We start from the raw sequence: 16,505 nt of genomic DNA, 5'->3' as shown, positions 1-16,505 counted from the left end.
TATGAAATTTTTTATTAAAAATATCCTACTAATTATTTCCCTGATTGGAATAAATTTTTCCTCCTCGGGGCAAATTAAGTTTTCTAATTATAGTCATGATTTTGGAACATTATCGAATTGGAGTCAGACTCCTGCAATTTTTGAATACCAGAATGTAGGTACTCAGCCTGAAGCATTTCTGAACGCCATTCGATCGTCCAATGTGCATATTAAATATGCCACAAGCTTTATTCAACCAGGAGAAAAAGGGCAAGTACTTATTTATTTCGAACCATTAACTCTTGGACCCTTCAGCACAAAAATCAAATTATATGTAGGTTCTTCCACCAAAGCATTTGAATTTACAATTAGTGGAAAAGTCACTTCATATTTAGAATGCCCATCCGTGAATATGCCTGCCGATCCGGCCATGCTTTATCACGATCACAAAGGGATTGTAATTGACAGCAAAACAAAGGAAGCCATTCCTAATGCTCAAGTAAAATTCATTAGTTCAGATGGTGAAAAGTTTTCCGCAAAAGCAAACAAAGAGGGCCAGTTCAAAAAAAAGCTAAAACTGGGCATGTATCAAATAATTATTTCAGCAGAAGCTTACAACAACTTGGATGAATTGCTTTATTTAAACAAAAACTCAGCAGAATTGGTTTTTGAATTGGATCCGATTGGAACACAAAAAGAAATTGCTGAAACAACTATTGAAAAAGAAATAGAGCCACTTCATACCGAAGAAATAGATGAAATACAACTTCCAGAAGAAAAAAATACGGTAGAAGAAAAAGATAAAATTCGAATTGAATTTGAAAATGAGGAAATTGAAACTGAGGCGGTTCCCATCGAAATAATTGGCATTGTCCTTAATGAAATGGATTTAACTCCTATTGACAAAGCTTCTGTTATTTTAAAAAGCAAACAAGACCAAACACCATACTATTATAAAACCTATAAGGATGGTAAATTCTATAAAAATCTTGCCGCAGGAGTTTACTATGTTACTGTAAATGCTCCTAATTTCTTTCCGCTTATTGATACCATTGTTATTGAGTCAAATCAGGATATTATAAGCTTGAAAATGAAGCCTGAAAGTTTGCAACAAATTGTAATAGAAGAGGAGTTAAAACCTGCTAAACTTTTTGTTGCCGGCACTATTCTAAATGAAGAAAATAGGGAGCCCGTAAAAAGAGCATCAATAACATTAACACATGAGGATCAGGCAAAATACACCTATCTGACCATGAAAGATGGGAAATATCAAAAAACATTAATAGCTGGTACTTATTTTATTTCCATTCTTGCTGAAGGATATATTCCTTTTAATGATACAGTTCAAATTGAATATCCAACGCATGATCTGGATTTTTTAATGGAGAAAATATTTGTAGAAGAAAAACCAATTGCACTTATAGAAGAAGAAAAACCAATCGAAGCCATACTAGAAAATAACGAACCGATTGAAGAGGCTAAAGGAGTAGTTTTATCTCCTACGCATTATGCAGCAAATAATATTGTATTTCTGGTTGATGTTTCTTCTTCGATGAAGAAAAGAAACAAATTGGATAATTTGAAAACAGCTATGAAAAGGCTGACCGAAGTGCTTCGTGATATTGATCAACTATCCCTGATCAGTTATGCTTCCAAACCCACAACTATTTTTACGGAGTTACCTGCTGATGAAAAAGACACCATTTTTAAAAGCATTGATAGTTTGGCGGCAATGGGATTGACTCACGGGGTGAAGGGTTTAGAAAGAGCATACATTATTGCAGAACTTAACTACATTGAGGATGGCAATAACCAGGTGATTGTAGCAACTGATGGTGTGTTTAATAGTCCCGATCATTCTGAAATTGAATTGATAGCCCTAATCACAAAATACCGCCAAAAAGGAATCATTACTTCGGTCATAGGTTTTGGCAATGATGATAAAGCCATTAGAAGAATGAAGCGAATGGCTAGCCTTGGAAACGGAAACTTCATTCATATACTGGATGAAGAACAAGCACGAACGGTACTCATTGAGGAGATTAGAAAAAACTCCAGAAGAGGTTGAGCGTTTTGACGTCCGAATTTCTCCTGCAAAGAACATAAACCATCAGTCCATTACACTATTCTCTCATTTTTAGCGAATTAACAGATTTCCTCCAAATTGTTTTAATAACTTTGAAAAGAGTTTAAAAAATTTCTAATGAAATCATTTCTAAAACTACTGATAATACTTCCTATATTACTTTATTTTTTTTCTTGTTCTAACGATGAACTCGTTTTTGTAAAAAGCAATATCGAAGGAGAGTGGAGTCTGGTTTCGAAAGGAGATGGTTGGGGAGGTGAACTTAAAAAGGACTTTGACCTGATAACATTTACCTCCGAACAGAATTTTACGATTGTTCAATACAATAATACAATTTGCGCAGGAAAATATCGTCCAAAACCAGATGGACAAGCTGCTATTATTACATTACTTCCAAAATTTGGCAGTCATGAATTAACCAAATACGATCAGGTTATTTATATGGGAGAAGACCATATGAATGTTTCTAATAATGGTTGTGGTGATTGCGAATCGTATTACCTTAGAAAATGTGCTGAATTTGAAGGAGAAATATTTCGTGCAAAAGATACGGTTCTATCGGTATCTACTGATTACTTCAAATTTGGAAATTTCTCTATTCGGAAGTTTAACTTTTATGACGAAATGAATGGCTTTGCTATACAAGGAGGGAATTATATTTTAAAAACGGATAATGGAGGAGCATATTGGGCAACCGTTATTTCAGATAAAGATTCCAGATTTACCGACATTCATATTTCGCCAAACAAGCAAGTATTTGCTTATGGGAAAAAGGACATTGCCATTAACTCAGGTGGATGGACAGAACAACATGGAATAATTTATCGCAGTTCCGATTACGGATTGAATTGGCATGACACCGTTTTCCTTAACGATGGACCTATTTATTCGCTCACATTTGCTACTGATATGCTTGGCTTGTTTTTAACAAATAGCCGGATTTTCAGAACTATTGATGGAGGGAATAGTTGGCACCAGCTTAGCTATAATCCGAGCTCAAGCTTTCAAAAAATTCATTGCATTTCTGAAAATATTTTCTTTATCATTCAGATTGATGGTGCGATCATAAAAACTTCGGATGCTGGAAATAACTGGACGATTGTTCGTAATCCTGATGATGATATTTACGATATGGCTATTTACGATGAAAATACCATGTTGCTGCAAGCTAGGCAAGCAGTATTTTATACAACTGATGGGCTAAAAACCTTGCATCTTTTAAATGGAATTACACATTGCAATTCTGTTCATTTTGTTAATGAGAATACATTTTATACTACTTGTACGAAAATATACAAAGAGGATTATTGTATTCTATATCGCAGCTCATTTAATAAATGCATTAATTGGGGACAAGAATGGATTTGTGAAAAAAAATTCCCTCTAAATATTGATGTTACACACTTTAACAATCAGTTTCTCTATGCTAGTAGTGGCTGGGGTGGGATGTATAAAATAAAGTTTTAACCTATTTCACCAAAACCTTCTCGGTAAACACTCCATCTTTATATTGAATTTTTACAATATAATATCCACTTACAAAGTGATTAAGGTCAATTTGATTTTTCCCCTGATTCAATTCTCGGTTAACCATTAGCTGACCTGAAGTATTATAAATTAATACCATTGCATTTTCTTCATTATTAGCAATAATCAGGTTTTTGGATGCTGTAAATAGCTTGAAATCTTTTCCCTTTTCCTCCACTGCTGAATAGGTTTGGCCTGCCTTAATAGCTTTGCCAGCATGAGATTCATAAGCAAAATCTTTAACAATTATTGTTGAGTCATTAGGAACAGAAAGCCTGATCCAGCCATAATGCCAAATACTATCTCCCTGAAACAAAAACCTAACACCAGCATAGGCATCCTCCTCATTCAACCATTTACCTGCTTTTACATTAAAACTATAGGAGCCATATGCATATTTAACGTTTGCATATAAAATACCATAGGAATTATCTGTCCAATAGCTTTCACTAGGACCAATATTGTCATTTGCTCCTAAAACAGAAGGGACAAACAAATAGGTTGATGATGAGCTTGAAGTAACAATATTTGATTGAATTCCCAAAAACTCATTCGAATCAACAGGAGTAAGTGTCAAAAGGTTATAAATTGAACTAGATCCACTACTAACCGATGAAGAAAAAGTATTTTGGATTTTAAACTCTGCCTTTCCACCATTATTCATATTAATCAACATGGTTTCATTTCTGTTTATTACAGAATCAGGTTCAATATCAGTATATTGAATTTGTGCCTGAACACCTCCAAATGCCAATACACCTGTTGCCAAAAGAGAATAGGATTTTAATTTTTTATCTAGATTAATCATTATTATTCTTTATTGAGTGGTTTTCAAAATTACGAAATAAAGCCTTAGCAATAAAATATTATCAGGCAAAGCTTAGTTTCACCATGTTGGTTTTGCCTTTTTCATCTAGCGGTATGCTTCCAATATGGACAACAATATCGCGCTCACGTATCAAATTTCGTCCTTTCAAATAATCAATTGTAAACTGAATGGATTCATCAGCATTTCCTGTTTTTTCCATTAAATAGGATCGGACTCCCCAAACCAATGACATTCTTCTCAGCAATACTCTATTTTGTGTAAATACAAAAAGTGATGCTTTAGGTCGATAACTGGAGATACGGAAAGCAGAATAGCCTGAATGCGTAAATGTAATTATAGCATGTGCTTTTGTACGGTCGGTAAGTTTTCGGGCAGCATCACACATCGAATCAGCCAAAAAGCGCTTGATATCGTTATGCTCAATTTTACGGTTGTATTCAAAGCCGTTTTCCTCAGTGTAATCAATAATTTTTTGCATATTCCGAATGGCTTCAATCGGATATTTTCCCACAGAAGTTTCACCGCTAAGCATCAAAGCATCTGCTCCATCAACAACCGCATTGGCCACATCAGTAGCTTCTGCCCTAGTAGGTTCAAAATTAGTGATCATACTTTCCATCATTTGCGTGGCTACAATAACAGGTGTAGCTTGCTCAATGCATTTCTTGATAATGTCTTTTTGAATAATAGGCACCTTATCAAAGGATACTTCCACGCCTAAATCTCCACGTGCTATCATGATGGCATCTGCCACATCTATGATTCTGTCAATATCATCTAAGGCCTCTGGTTTTTCAATTTTGGCAACAACTGAAACCTCTTTGCCTCTTTCTTTGATTATTCTTTTTAACTCTTTGACATCGTTGGCATTTCTGACGAAAGATAACGCAATCCAATCTACACCATGATCAAGTGCAAAATGTAAATCGGCTAAATCTTTTTCTGTTAAGCATGGAAGAGAAACCTGTGTATCAGGCAAGTTAACTCCTTTCTTGGAAGACAATTTTCCGCCATTCAAAACAACCGCTTTCACCTCATCATCCTGATTGGTTGAAAGTACCTTCAAACGAATTTTTCCATCATCAATTAAAATATACTCATCAATTTTCACATCTTTTGGAAAATTTTTATAAGTCATGTATAAACGATCCTGCGTGCAATAACACTCTTGTGTTACAAAAGAAACAACATCTCCTTCTTTAAGAACAACATAGGCCTCCTTAAACTCACCAATTCGAAGCTTTGGTCCTTGCAAATCGGCAAGCACAGCCACATTTGCATTCAGCTCTTTATCCAATTCCAATATGTTTTGGATGTTGGCTAAATGATCTTTGTGGCTACCATGCGAAAAATTCAAGCGACAAACATCCACTCCTTCCATGAACATTTGTCGAAGGACTTCTTTGTTAGAGCAGGCAGGCCCAAGGGTTACTATTGTTTTGGTTTGTGATCTTTCGTGACGCATAACTAAGAGTTTTTTCAAAGTTAGCAAACATATATAGGATTTTGAACTGAATTGCCATGCTAAATTACGCTGATTAACAGCCACTGACACTTGCACTATTTGGGAGAGATTCTGATTGGATGTATCCCTGACAGGGTTTGAAACCCTGTCAGGGTTGTTGTATTATTTCAAAAAAACTTTTTCTGTGTATTCGCTAGTCTCATTCTTCACCTTAACCAGGTAGAATCCAGTTTTCAGGCCTAAATCAATCGATTGAAAACCAATACTGGAAGGTATGGATGAATATACTTTTTTACCGAGCATATCATAAACTGAAATGCAATAATTTTCATCCTGAGGAATATTTAAATAAATCAGGTTTTCGGAGGAATAGATTTTTACTTCCTGATTCGCTTCTTCAACTGAAGAAGACTTGGCTGAAATAAACAAACTGAATCTTTCATCAAACTCACCACTTGCTGTTGTGAAGCTATAATCTGTCTCCAAAAGATTGACCGTTATATTCATTTCTTTGTCAACCAATACAATGCTATAGCCATCAAATCTTTCCATATTATCAATATCAATCGTATAGATCCCAGCCTGTTTTGCAAAATATCCCAACTTAATTTCCTTTTCTGATGTTGGAACAGGTAAACCTTGAATGACAAAGTTTCTGTCATCATTTTCGATAATAGAATAGAATGAAAGGTTTTCATTTCCCTGATTCTTAACTGCATCATACAATCTATCATAATCATTTGTGGCTTCTTCAAGGAATCCAATTAAAATATCATTGGAGTAATCATATTCATTATTGGTGAGCTTTAACCACAAGCGCTGTACTTCATTAATAGCTGGAGTATAAAAGTCAGCAGATGCTGTATGAACACGATGACTGTTTTTAAAAATTAGAGTTCCTGCTGAACTTGCCAATACAAAAAAGCCTTGCCCAACTTCAACATAATCATTTGCAGCAGTTGAAGTTCCACCACCGCTACTTCCGGTACTTCCTGTTGTAGTCCATGTTGCATAATCAGCAGTAGAATAACCACTACCTGCAGTATGATCATCAGCCCAATAATATATGGCTCCACTAATCTCAGAGTTATCTCCATCAGTAACAAACGCATCAGCATCTAAACGAGATGGATAGGGATTGCCCACTAAATTATAGGCAGTTCCACTATTGCTCACGGTTACATTTACATTGCCATCATTTAATGTACCTGAAAATACAATGGTTTTATTGTTGTCATAAGCTACACAATATCCACTACCTGCTCCCAATGAGGTAGATGAGAAAACCCTTGACCAAACTGGAGAACCTCCTGGTACATATTTATAAACATTATAGTCACCCAAGTTTTCATCAAGCAAATCTGCAGCAGTTGCATCGCTTATTGATGGAGATACATAATGGACATAGCCATTCGTTCCACCATCTACATAACGTTGAACTGTTTTATCTCCAGTAACAGTTAATGTTCCAGAGTTATTTATATAAGAACCTGTTGAAGTAGCATCTGAGTTAATGATAAAATCTCCAGCAACTGTAAGTGTTTGGCTGCTATTGATGGTTACATCTGCACCAGGATAAATTGTAAAATTATTTGCCGACAATCCAGTACTAATTGTTAAATCCCCATCAACATTGGCACTTTGTGATGAAGTAGGAGTTCCATTACTCCATGTACTTCCATTCCATGTTGTACTATTCGAAAAAATATAGGAAGAACCTGCAGCCCATAGGTAATTCTGGCCAGAAGCATCATGATCCTCATAATATGCACCTGAGATTGCATTATCTCCTGAAATGGCTACTGAATATCCAAAATAATCATCAATAGCCCGATCGGAGGAAACTATTTTTTGAAATTGAGCCCATGTTCCTGTATTGTTTTTGAAAATGTAAGCTGAGCCAGCGGCACTTAGTGTAGCAGATCCTGAAGCATTTTCATCTTCATAACAAGCTCCAATGAAGGCATAATCTCCAGATATAGAAACGGAAAAACCAAAAGCATCTCCTGCACCCCTATCGTTAGCAACAATCTTTTGTATTTGAGACCATGTACCAGAATTATTTTTGAATATATAGGCGGATCCGGCATTACTTAAAAGGTTCGTTCCAGAGACATCATGATCTTCAGTTTGAGCTCCAATAATTGCGTAATCTCCTGAAATGGATACAGATACTCCAAATTGATCGTAAGTATCTCTATCACCAGCTACGATTTTTTGCACTTGAGACCAAGTACCAGCATTATTTTTAAATAAATAGGCAGACCCGGCATTGCTTAATGAATTGGCCCCCAGGACATCTTCACTCTCATAATGTGCTCCAATAATTATATAATCTCCTGAAATGGATACTGAGATTCCGAAAAAATCCGCAGAAGCTCTGTCAGAAGAAACGATTTTTTGTAACTGTGTCCAACTGTCTAAATTATTAGTGAAGATATATGCTGCACCTTCATTAGTTGTATAACTTGTACTTATATCCTCTTGATAGGCACCAACTATTGCATAGTTATCAGAAATTGAAACTGAGTTCCCAAAAAATTCATCCCGTGCACGATCAGAGGCTACGATTTTTTTTATCTCAGTCCATGTTCCTGAAATATTTTTAAAGATGTATGCTACACCCGGATTAATAATATAATTTGAACCGGAAGCATCATAGTCTTCATTAGGGGCTCCAATTATTGCATAATCTCCGTTAATATCAACTGAACTACCAAAATTAGCCGATCCATTCCTGTCAGAAGCAACTACTTTTTGTATCTGTGTCCAGATACCTGCAATATTCTTAAATATGTATGCAGATCCAGCAGATGAAGCTGTATTTCCTCCTGAAGCATCTTCATCTTCTAAGAATGCTCCAACTATGGCATAATCCCCTGAGATGGCGACCTTACAACCAAAACGATCATCTTCAGCTCGGTCAGAAGCTACAGCTTTAGTTATTTGAGTCCAATTTTGTGCATGAATACTGAGTGCAAATAACAAAATAATATGAAGTATGTACAGCTTTTTCATAATTGTGTGTTTTGTGCTTTTCAAAATTAAATCAATTATTAATTAAAACCCTCGTCATTACCAATTAATTAATTGTATAATTATAAAAAATAATATGACAAAATGTAGATATGCATAATTGACATTAATTTGTCGAAAACTAATTTATATTTAAGCACAATGAAGCATGTATGTAATTATATAATGGGTGAAGTCAAAGGGTTGTTTTTGATGGATTTTAGAAGGGAATTTGAAGCATGTAAGAAAATCCAAAATAGATAGGTCAATTATACAGAAACAATACAAATATTCATGCCTGTATTTGTATATATATATGATATTTATTTATTCGAATAATTAGTATTATTTATTTGCTAAACTATTAAAAAAGGGAAACATTACTGCTTCCCTTTTGAATATATACCCTGACAGGGTTTGAAACCCTGTCAGGGTTATTTACTTGTATTACTTACTCTTCCAACTTCACCAACTCTATCATTTCCTTTTTGAAGACTTCAAATTCGCCTGTTTCAGGATCGCGTTTGCAGTTGACATAACACTTCCATTCGTCCTCTTTAAGGTTTGGAAAATCGGTGCGCAAATAATAGCCCGGCCAGCGTGTTTCTTCCCTGAACATCACTGAATGTACATGAGCAAAAGCTTGGCTCATCCGGTGTATATTTTCCCATACCCGCATAAGTTCATGCAAATCTTCAGCAGCCAGTTTTGTTGAATCTTCTTCCATATACGTGAGAAACTCCAAGCCTTTTTCTAAAAGCTTTTGTGAAGTCATAAAGGAGGAACCGGCTCCACCTGCATATTCGTCCATTATTTTTTGTAAACGGAACATAAACATCTTGGGTTTGATGAAGTTCGGGTTTATATCTTTATCTGTAGAATGATCTTTATGTTCTTCAAAAAGTGCTAATGGTTTAAGCATTTCTGCTTTCATTTCTTCGATTATAGCATCATCAAAGTTTGGAAGCGCATTGTTGTCGAGTATAAAATTAACAGCTGCTTTTCCAGCAATTCGTCCTTCGGTAAAAGAACCGGACGAAAACTTATGACTGGATGCTCCGGAAGAATCGCCACAGGCAAAAAGTCCTTTAATTGTGGTCATGTTTGGATAACCCCAATGATATCCTTCCATGTCTTCTGGCCCACTTACCCATGCACCCGAAGCTCCAGAGTGTGAGCTAATGAAATAGGGTTCTGTAGGTGCAATTTCAGATGCTTTTTCTTCTGGGAAAACATCGGTAGATGCCCAAAGTAAAGCCTGACTGATAGTCATATCCAGAAAATCTTCCCATGCCTCGTTTTCCAGATGCTTGAGTTTTCTTTTGGCCGCTTTTTCATCTCCTTCTTCTTCAGCTATTTTTTTAATGGCTTCTGCTGTTTGCATATAAAAAGGACCCTTTCCTTTTCGTTCATCAATCAACATCAGGTGATTTCGGAGGCTCGTTGGAATGGGTTTGGACTTTCCATATACTCCCCACTTCTCCAATTCAGCTTTATTGGTTTCCATATATTCTTCACCAGCAGCATTGGTCGATTTGGCTTTGAATAAAAGATACCAAGCGCCAACAGGCCCATATCCATCTTTAAAACGAATAGGAACAAAACGCACTTCCTGACAAGTCATCTCAGCACCTGCTTTCATTGTAAAATAAGTTGAAGCACCTGAGTTAAATGGAGGATACCAACTACGACCTAAACCTTCGCCAACATTGCGAGGTTTAAATACATGAACAGCTCCTCCCATGGCTGAAATAACTGCTTTGGCTTTGAAAATATAAACTTTCTTTTCACGTACACTGAAACCAATTGCTCCAGCCACTCTATCGCCATCCATAATGGGATTGGTAATGAATACTCTTTCATAATATTCACCATATTCTGCCATTTCGGATAAGGCATTCTTGGCTGCCTCAGCCACTATGGTTTTGTATGATTCACCATTGATCATGACCTGCCAGCGACCTTCACGTACATAATTCCCTTCGTCATCTTTCCAGATGGGCAATCCCCATTTTTCGAACAAATGAACGGATCCGTCTACATGTCGGGCAATGTTAGCAACCAAATCATCACGGGTAATTCCCATGAGGTCGGTCTTCACATATTTCACATAATCTTCTATGGTATTTTCACCATCTTTCAAACCCAGATAAAGGTTGATCGCAGAAAGCCCCATAGCCACTGCACCGCTTCTGTCCATGGCAGCTTTATCTACTACAGTCACTTTCAGATTATTTTTCTTTGCCCAATGAGCTGCTTCAAAAGCAGCACCACAGGCTGACATACCTCCACCAAGAATAAGCAAATCAGTTGTTACCTCAACTTGTTCGAATTGATCTATTATACTCATAAAACTAATTTCAGATTGATCATTATAATTTTTGTAATTCAGATGTGCCTAAAGATTCAGGCTCTGTGCGCAACATCGGACTTTTGATATCTTCAGAGTCCGTTTTCATATCTGCATCTGGCTTAGCACTTCCTTCAGCAATTGTGCGAATAGGAAACTTAAATCGCTTGACCTTTCCACTCCTAAACTTAACCGACCACATAATGGAGTCAGAACTTCTAAGTGGTTGAACCACTCCTCCCATAGGCATAAAATCGGCATATCCCCTAACCTCAACGGCCTGAGTTGGACAAATTTTTACACAGTTATAACACTCCCAACACATTTCGGGAGCCCGATTATAAGCTTTATTTGTTTCTTTATTCAGAAGCATGAGGTCGTTTGGGCATATGTATTGGCAGGCTGTTTTATCCTGTGCTTTACAACCATCACATTTATCGGTAATTACAAAACTTGGCATAAGCTATTTCGTTTAAAACTTAGCTTACAAACTTAGGTCAAATTTTATATTTGGACTGATGGATATGAAAAATCAGAATTAGTCTAAAGTAGAAAAAGAATAGTGGATTTAGAAAATCTCTCTTAACCTTTTATAGCCACTGGCACTGGTCCTTAATTTTGCACCTGATTTTAAAATTACCAAATGCGTGTCTTTGGAATATTGCTCAACAGATTCAATTTGGTTCACGGCCACAATATAACTTCTGTGAATTCGAATGAAGTCTCCCTTCGGTAAATGCTCTTCATAGAATTTCATCGATTTATCCTTCAAATATTTGCCATTTTCAGTATAAATCATAACATAGTTGTCTTGTGCCTCAAAATATTGCAGGCTATCAATAGCTAATACAACTATTTTACCTGCATGTCGAACCACCATCCGATCCAAGCTTTCGTTATTGTTATCTATTTTTTCCCTTAAATCATCCAGACTGGGTTGCTGTTCTTTCAACGTTAATTGCTCTTTTGCCTTTTCCAAAGCTTTCAGAAATCGCTCTTTTGAAAATGGTTTTAGCAAATAATCAATGGCACTCATGTCAAACGCTTTAATTGCGTATTGATCGAATGCTGTTGTAAAAATAATGGCAGGTTTTTCTTCCAATACTTCCAGTAATTCAAAGCCGTTTATTTTGGGCATCTGCACATCCAGAAAAACAAGATCAGGCTTGTTTTTTTGTATAGAATTCAAGGCTTCAAAACCATTTTCACATTCGCCAACAATTTGTATATCAGGAATATCCTGCAAATAGGTTTTTACTAAATCCCTTGCCAACGACTCATCATCAACAATTAAAACGCTAAGTTTTTGCATATCCAGGAATATTAAGTTCCACAATAAAATTATTATCTTGCTTGTCAATGGAAATCAAATCAGTGCGACCATATATAGTTGATAAGCGTTTGGTGATATTGGCCAAACCGGTTCCTGTTCCTTTTCGCTGAACAGAGTCAGGATCGTAATAGTTTTTCACTTCTATATGCAGAAAATTTCCTTCGCATTTTGTTGCGATTATGATTTTACTTTCATTAAGCGATTCATAAACACCATACTTAATAGCGTTTTCAACCAAAGGCTGTAATATCAAAGCGGGTACTTTAAATGCTTCGCATTGCTCATCAATATGGTATTCAATAATTAGTTTTTTTCCAAAGCGTACTTTCTCAATATCCAGATAAAGTTTTACATGGTATAGCTCTTCTTTCAAGTTTATCAATTGTTCATCAAGTTGAGTTAATGAGTAACGCATAAACTCTGACAATTTAATGACCATTTCTTGTGCCTTGGCTGCATCTGAAATAGTTAGTGAGCTGATAGAATTCAAACTATTAAATAAAAAATGAGGTCGTATTTGAGAGCGTAAAGATTTCAATTCGGCTTCACGCAATTGTTCGTTCAATCTGGATTCGTGTTTGATGCGCTCCTCAAGTTCTCTTAAGCTTATAATCAAATAAAAAATGGACATCAAAATGGCATAATACAGAACTCCACTAATGATTCTTGTGGTGCGCGTGCTCATTAAAAATGCCTCATATTCAGCATCAATTTGTAATACTTGCTTCAAAATAAAGAAACCAGCACTCAACCAAACAATTACGGCAACAGTAGTTGCTGTTAAATGATGTATAATAATTTCAATGACTGCTGTTTTCTTAAGATTTGAATACATGGCAATATACCAAAGTCCAATTCCCAGCAAAGCAAACAAGGCATTAAAAACAAGACTGTCGAACACAGCATATACAAAAGGTTTATTATAACCCAAGCCAAGTATAAGCACATGCACAATAGCAACCGCTATCCACAGCGAAAAATAGAGGATTACTGTTTTATTTTTACCTACAGCTGATATCATATGGATGCTAACTTTTTAATTCTCCTCCACCAAAGATAACAACTCCTTTGATAGTTAGCGTTTTATTATTGTTGACTTGTGAAGTTCTACGCTTATCCGAAAAACCACCAAATAAATTAAGTACATCAGATTTAACATTCCAATCAGGCGGAATAATTAAGGAAGCTCCTCCAAACACCATGACTACTTCAAGTATATGATTTCCATCTTCCATTTGTGCATCACGCAAGTCTATTTTTGAACCACCAAACACATAAACCAGGCGTCCTCCTTTAAATGCGTTGGCTGAAACAGTTTTTTCATTGCCTCCAAAAACACAAACTTCATCCATATAGTTTTCGTCTGAGTTGCTTATGTTGATGCGCTTTTTTTTAAAATATCCGAATGAGAATAAAAGAATGGATAAGCCAGCAAAAATTAGAATGATTGGCCAGAATAAATTTTGAATTTCATAGGTGAAACCCCAAAAATCGGCCCCCATAAAAAAGCCCCCAACCAATATCAGGAAAATGCCAAATAAAAAGGAACGTCCAAATAAATTAATGAAGCCAAGAGCAACCACCAGCATCTGCCAGGAAAAGAACACCTCAGAGGCCGAATCAGATAAAATGCCTGTGTTTCTTAATAACAACAACACACCTACTGTTAGTACGGTTATGGCAAACGCCAAAGACTTAAACTTGTTATTACTCTTTTTCTTACAATCTTCAACGAAGCCTTTTTTGCCTTCTGGGTAATTCATTTCACCACGGTCTTTAAATCTATCTCTCATGATTTTACTTTTATACATTGTCAAATTTAGAAATCAAGAACAAATGTAAGTTGCATGGCAAACCAATGAAAGCACAATCTGGTGAATGCAGGATTTTAATCTGTGAACTGCGAAATTGTGCACTAATTAATAGAGCGACATATCAAATCTGCGTCTGTATTTTAGTGTCATATCATGATCGGGGCCTAATAATATAAACAAGGCAACACAGACTTTTCTGGCAACTTCATCCATAAACTCCTTATTGATCATGACAATATTGATCAGGTTTTCAAACACTTTATCAAAGTCAGAATTCTTTGCACCATTTATAGCATTGACTAGCTTTTCTTTAAAAGGTCCCGCTTCTATTGACTCCTCTGAAATTGACAGAAAATCAGCATAGTTGATAATAGCTTCAGCATCTTTATAATAATGACTAAAAGCCTGTATCATTATCACCATTTCTTTGGCAATATTCCCTTCTTCAAATAGAATATTTTTGGCTAACAAAATTCTTGCTTCATCCAATTTGTCGTCCTCGTAAATTAATTTTGCCAGGCGCTGACGAATTGATTTATTAAATCCATGAGTAAGCTCTTGCTTTATTTCGTCCAACTCTTGCTGACTTGCCAATGGAATATTTTCATCCAGCCATTTTTCAATATTGCGTTTTGGCTGGGCACCTGAAAATTCAGCTTTTACCTCGCCATCCACAAAAAGCTTTACTGCAGGAATGCTACTTATGTTGTATTCCTTTGCAACATCCTTAAACTCTTCTGTATTCAGCTTTTTGAACAAAAACTTTTCTTTATTTTCGTCAGCAATGCTTTCAAGCACAGGACCTAATATTTTACATGGCTGACACCAACTGGCCCAAAAATCAACCAATACAGGCCTTTTTTTGCTTTCTTGAATTACTTCTTGTTGAAAATCTTTTATATCAAATGAGTTCTCCATTTTATTATTTTAATTACTCGAGTCAAAGCTAAAAGTATGCAATAAATGATATTCTGCACCTTTTGGCAGAAGTTTCGATTCAAACAAATGACAGTCTTTCACCTCTAAAACCGATGGATTTACTTTGCTGTACTTTAGCTTGGGAAAAGGCTGATCGTTTTGTTTAGGTCGAGCCAATGTTATGTGTGGAATATTTGTATTTCTGATGTGAATATTGAATTCTAAATGATGCTGTTCATACCATTCTTTCAAGTAAGCAAAGGTTTCTTGCACTAAATTATCAAATTGATAGGACTGCTTAAATTTAGCCCATATCATCCGTGGATTTTTCGGTTCTGGCTGATAGATGAATTTTTCAAAATCGATGGAAAAGGAACAAATATTTGAGAAAAAATCCGTTAAATGATTTGCTAAATCAGTCAGATATTTTTGATGAAAATAACCAATGAATATAAGTGTTACATGCCAGTTTTCAGGTTTAATCCAGCGAATTTTGTCGAGTTGCTGCTGCTGAATAAATTCATTACACAGCTTTGTATAATGCAGGTTAATGGGTATCGAAATAAACAGCCTTCTCATATTCCTGCAAATATCCATCATTACATCATGGCAATAGATTCGACTTATCGACAATCTGAATTAATCAAGATGTGAAAGTCTTTTTGTATTTTAGCACTAAATTAAGCCTGTCAGGATATGAAGTGCTTGCAGCATCACATTCAAAAAATCTCAGTAATACTATTTTTTGTAACACTATGTGTTCAATTATTTGCAGATAATCAAGACAAAATAGACAGTTTCAAAAACATTCTGACCTCAGCAGAAACAGAACAAAATGTATTTGCATTAAATAGAATCTCAGAATTTTATTGGGCAATATCAACAGATTCCTCCTTAAAATATGCAAATAAAGCATTACGCATTTCTAAGAATATAAACTTTGATAATGGTATTGCCTCTGCCTATTTACATTTAGGAGGCTCTTACTATTACATAAGTGATTATTACCAAGCAATAAAATATTTCAAGCTTTCTTTAGAGCTATGGCAAAAAATTGGGGATCAAAAAAATGAAGCAGCAATCCTTAGTAACCTGAGTATGATTTATGTTACGATGGGATTATATGAAAAAGCTTTGGATTATAACATCCAATCTCAAAAAATATGTGAAAAAATCAATGACTCAGAGG

The 16,505-nt window shown here is 35.7% G+C and carries 13 protein-coding genes; 3 read left to right on the top strand and 10 right to left on the bottom strand.

Annotated elements, in window-relative coordinates; genetic code table 11:
- Position 1: 1 nt before the first annotated feature.
- Together HOG71_05205 and HOG71_05200 are read left to right on the top strand one after the other, a co-directional pair.
- Positions 2-2,047 carry a VWA domain-containing protein gene (locus HOG71_05205; protein MBT5990231.1) on the top strand — a complete coding sequence of 682 codons (2,046 nt, stop codon included), beginning with the start codon at positions 2-4 and terminating at the stop codon, positions 2,045-2,047.
- A gap of 135 nt (positions 2,048-2,182) precedes the next feature.
- Entirely contained in the window at positions 2,183-3,532 is a 1,350-nt protein-coding gene (locus HOG71_05200; protein ID MBT5990230.1) for a hypothetical protein, read from the top strand.
- A 1-nt stretch (position 3,533) separates the two neighbouring features.
- Here HOG71_05200 and HOG71_05195 read toward each other — a convergent pair whose 3' ends face one another.
- The 10 genes from HOG71_05195 to thpR all read right to left on the bottom strand — a co-directional run bounded on the left by HOG71_05195 (position 3,534) and on the right by thpR (position 15,895).
- A complete protein-coding gene (locus tag HOG71_05195) occupies positions 3,534-4,400 on the bottom strand; it encodes a T9SS type A sorting domain-containing protein (protein MBT5990229.1) in 867 nt (288 codons plus the stop codon).
- 61 nt (positions 4,401-4,461) lie between these two features.
- Complete coding sequence (pyk, locus tag HOG71_05190) at positions 4,462-5,886, bottom strand: pyruvate kinase (protein ID MBT5990228.1); 1,425 nt, start codon at positions 5,884-5,886, stop codon at positions 4,462-4,464.
- Positions 5,887-6,048: 162 nt separating this feature from the next.
- Entirely contained in the window at positions 6,049-8,904 is a 2,856-nt protein-coding gene (locus HOG71_05185) for a T9SS type A sorting domain-containing protein (protein MBT5990227.1), read from the bottom strand.
- A 448-nt stretch (positions 8,905-9,352) separates the two neighbouring features.
- Positions 9,353-11,242 carry an adenylyl-sulfate reductase subunit alpha gene (gene aprA / locus HOG71_05180; GenBank protein ID MBT5990226.1) on the bottom strand — a complete coding sequence of 630 codons (1,890 nt, stop codon included), beginning with the start codon at positions 11,240-11,242 and terminating at the stop codon, positions 9,353-9,355.
- 31 nt (positions 11,243-11,273) lie between these two features.
- Positions 11,274-11,711: an adenylyl-sulfate reductase subunit beta gene (gene aprB, locus HOG71_05175; protein ID MBT5990225.1), complete on the bottom strand. Its 438-nt coding sequence runs from the start codon at positions 11,709-11,711 to the stop codon at positions 11,274-11,276.
- Between the two features lie 108 nt (positions 11,712-11,819).
- Positions 11,820-12,563: a response regulator transcription factor gene (locus tag HOG71_05170; GenBank protein MBT5990224.1), complete on the bottom strand. Its 744-nt coding sequence runs from the start codon at positions 12,561-12,563 to the stop codon at positions 11,820-11,822.
- Entirely contained in the window at positions 12,550-13,605 is a 1,056-nt protein-coding gene (locus tag HOG71_05165) for a histidine kinase (protein ID MBT5990223.1), read from the bottom strand. Before HOG71_05165 ends, HOG71_05170 begins: the two co-directional genes overlap by 14 nt.
- Positions 13,606-13,612: 7 nt before the next feature.
- Positions 13,613-14,377 (bottom strand): hypothetical protein, encoded by a 765-nt coding sequence (locus HOG71_05160; GenBank protein ID MBT5990222.1) that lies wholly within the window; start codon positions 14,375-14,377, stop codon positions 13,613-13,615.
- A 126-nt stretch (positions 14,378-14,503) separates the two neighbouring features.
- Positions 14,504-15,316, bottom strand: a complete 813-nt coding sequence (gene trxA, locus HOG71_05155) for a thioredoxin (protein MBT5990221.1) — start codon at positions 15,314-15,316, stop codon at positions 14,504-14,506.
- 9 nt (positions 15,317-15,325) lie between these two features.
- Positions 15,326-15,895: an RNA 2',3'-cyclic phosphodiesterase gene (gene thpR / locus HOG71_05150; protein MBT5990220.1), complete on the bottom strand. Its 570-nt coding sequence runs from the start codon at positions 15,893-15,895 to the stop codon at positions 15,326-15,328.
- A 117-nt stretch (positions 15,896-16,012) separates the two neighbouring features.
- Here thpR and HOG71_05145 point away from each other — a divergent pair.
- Positions 16,013-16,505: tetratricopeptide repeat protein (locus HOG71_05145; protein MBT5990219.1), on the top strand; the 493-nt coding region annotated here is incomplete at its 3' end.

Source organism: Bacteroidota bacterium, assembly GCA_018698135.1.
Classification (GTDB): domain Bacteria; phylum Bacteroidota; class Bacteroidia; order CAILMK01; family JAAYUY01; genus JABINZ01.
The sequence above is the reverse complement of the archived record's forward strand: the minus strand, read 5'-3'. Positions and strand labels throughout refer to the sequence as shown.

What these genes read in the sequence shown, in the direction of transcription:
- HOG71_05205 (MBT5990231.1), top strand. Translation starts at nt 2, where the DNA reads ATGAAATTTTTTATTAAAAATATCCTACTAATTATTTCCCTGATTGGA.
- HOG71_05200 (MBT5990230.1), top strand. Translation starts at nt 2,183, where the DNA reads ATGAAATCATTTCTAAAACTACTGATAATACTTCCTATATTACTTTAT.
- HOG71_05195 (MBT5990229.1), bottom strand. Translation starts at nt 4,400, where the DNA reads ATGATTAATCTAGATAAAAAATTAAAATCCTATTCTCTTTTGGCAACA.
- pyk (MBT5990228.1), bottom strand. Translation starts at nt 5,886, where the DNA reads ATGCGTCACGAAAGATCACAAACCAAAACAATAGTAACCCTTGGGCCT.
- HOG71_05185 (MBT5990227.1), bottom strand. Translation starts at nt 8,904, where the DNA reads ATGAAAAAGCTGTACATACTTCATATTATTTTGTTATTTGCACTCAGT.
- aprB (MBT5990225.1), bottom strand. Translation starts at nt 11,711, where the DNA reads ATGCCAAGTTTTGTAATTACCGATAAATGTGATGGTTGTAAAGCACAG.
- HOG71_05170 (MBT5990224.1), bottom strand. Translation starts at nt 12,563, where the DNA reads ATGCAAAAACTTAGCGTTTTAATTGTTGATGATGAGTCGTTGGCAAGG.
- HOG71_05165 (MBT5990223.1), bottom strand. Translation starts at nt 13,605, where the DNA reads ATGATATCAGCTGTAGGTAAAAATAAAACAGTAATCCTCTATTTTTCG.
- HOG71_05160 (MBT5990222.1), bottom strand. Translation starts at nt 14,377, where the DNA reads ATGAGAGATAGATTTAAAGACCGTGGTGAAATGAATTACCCAGAAGGC.
- trxA (MBT5990221.1), bottom strand. Translation starts at nt 15,316, where the DNA reads ATGGAGAACTCATTTGATATAAAAGATTTTCAACAAGAAGTAATTCAA.
- thpR (MBT5990220.1), bottom strand. Translation starts at nt 15,895, where the DNA reads ATGAGAAGGCTGTTTATTTCGATACCCATTAACCTGCATTATACAAAG.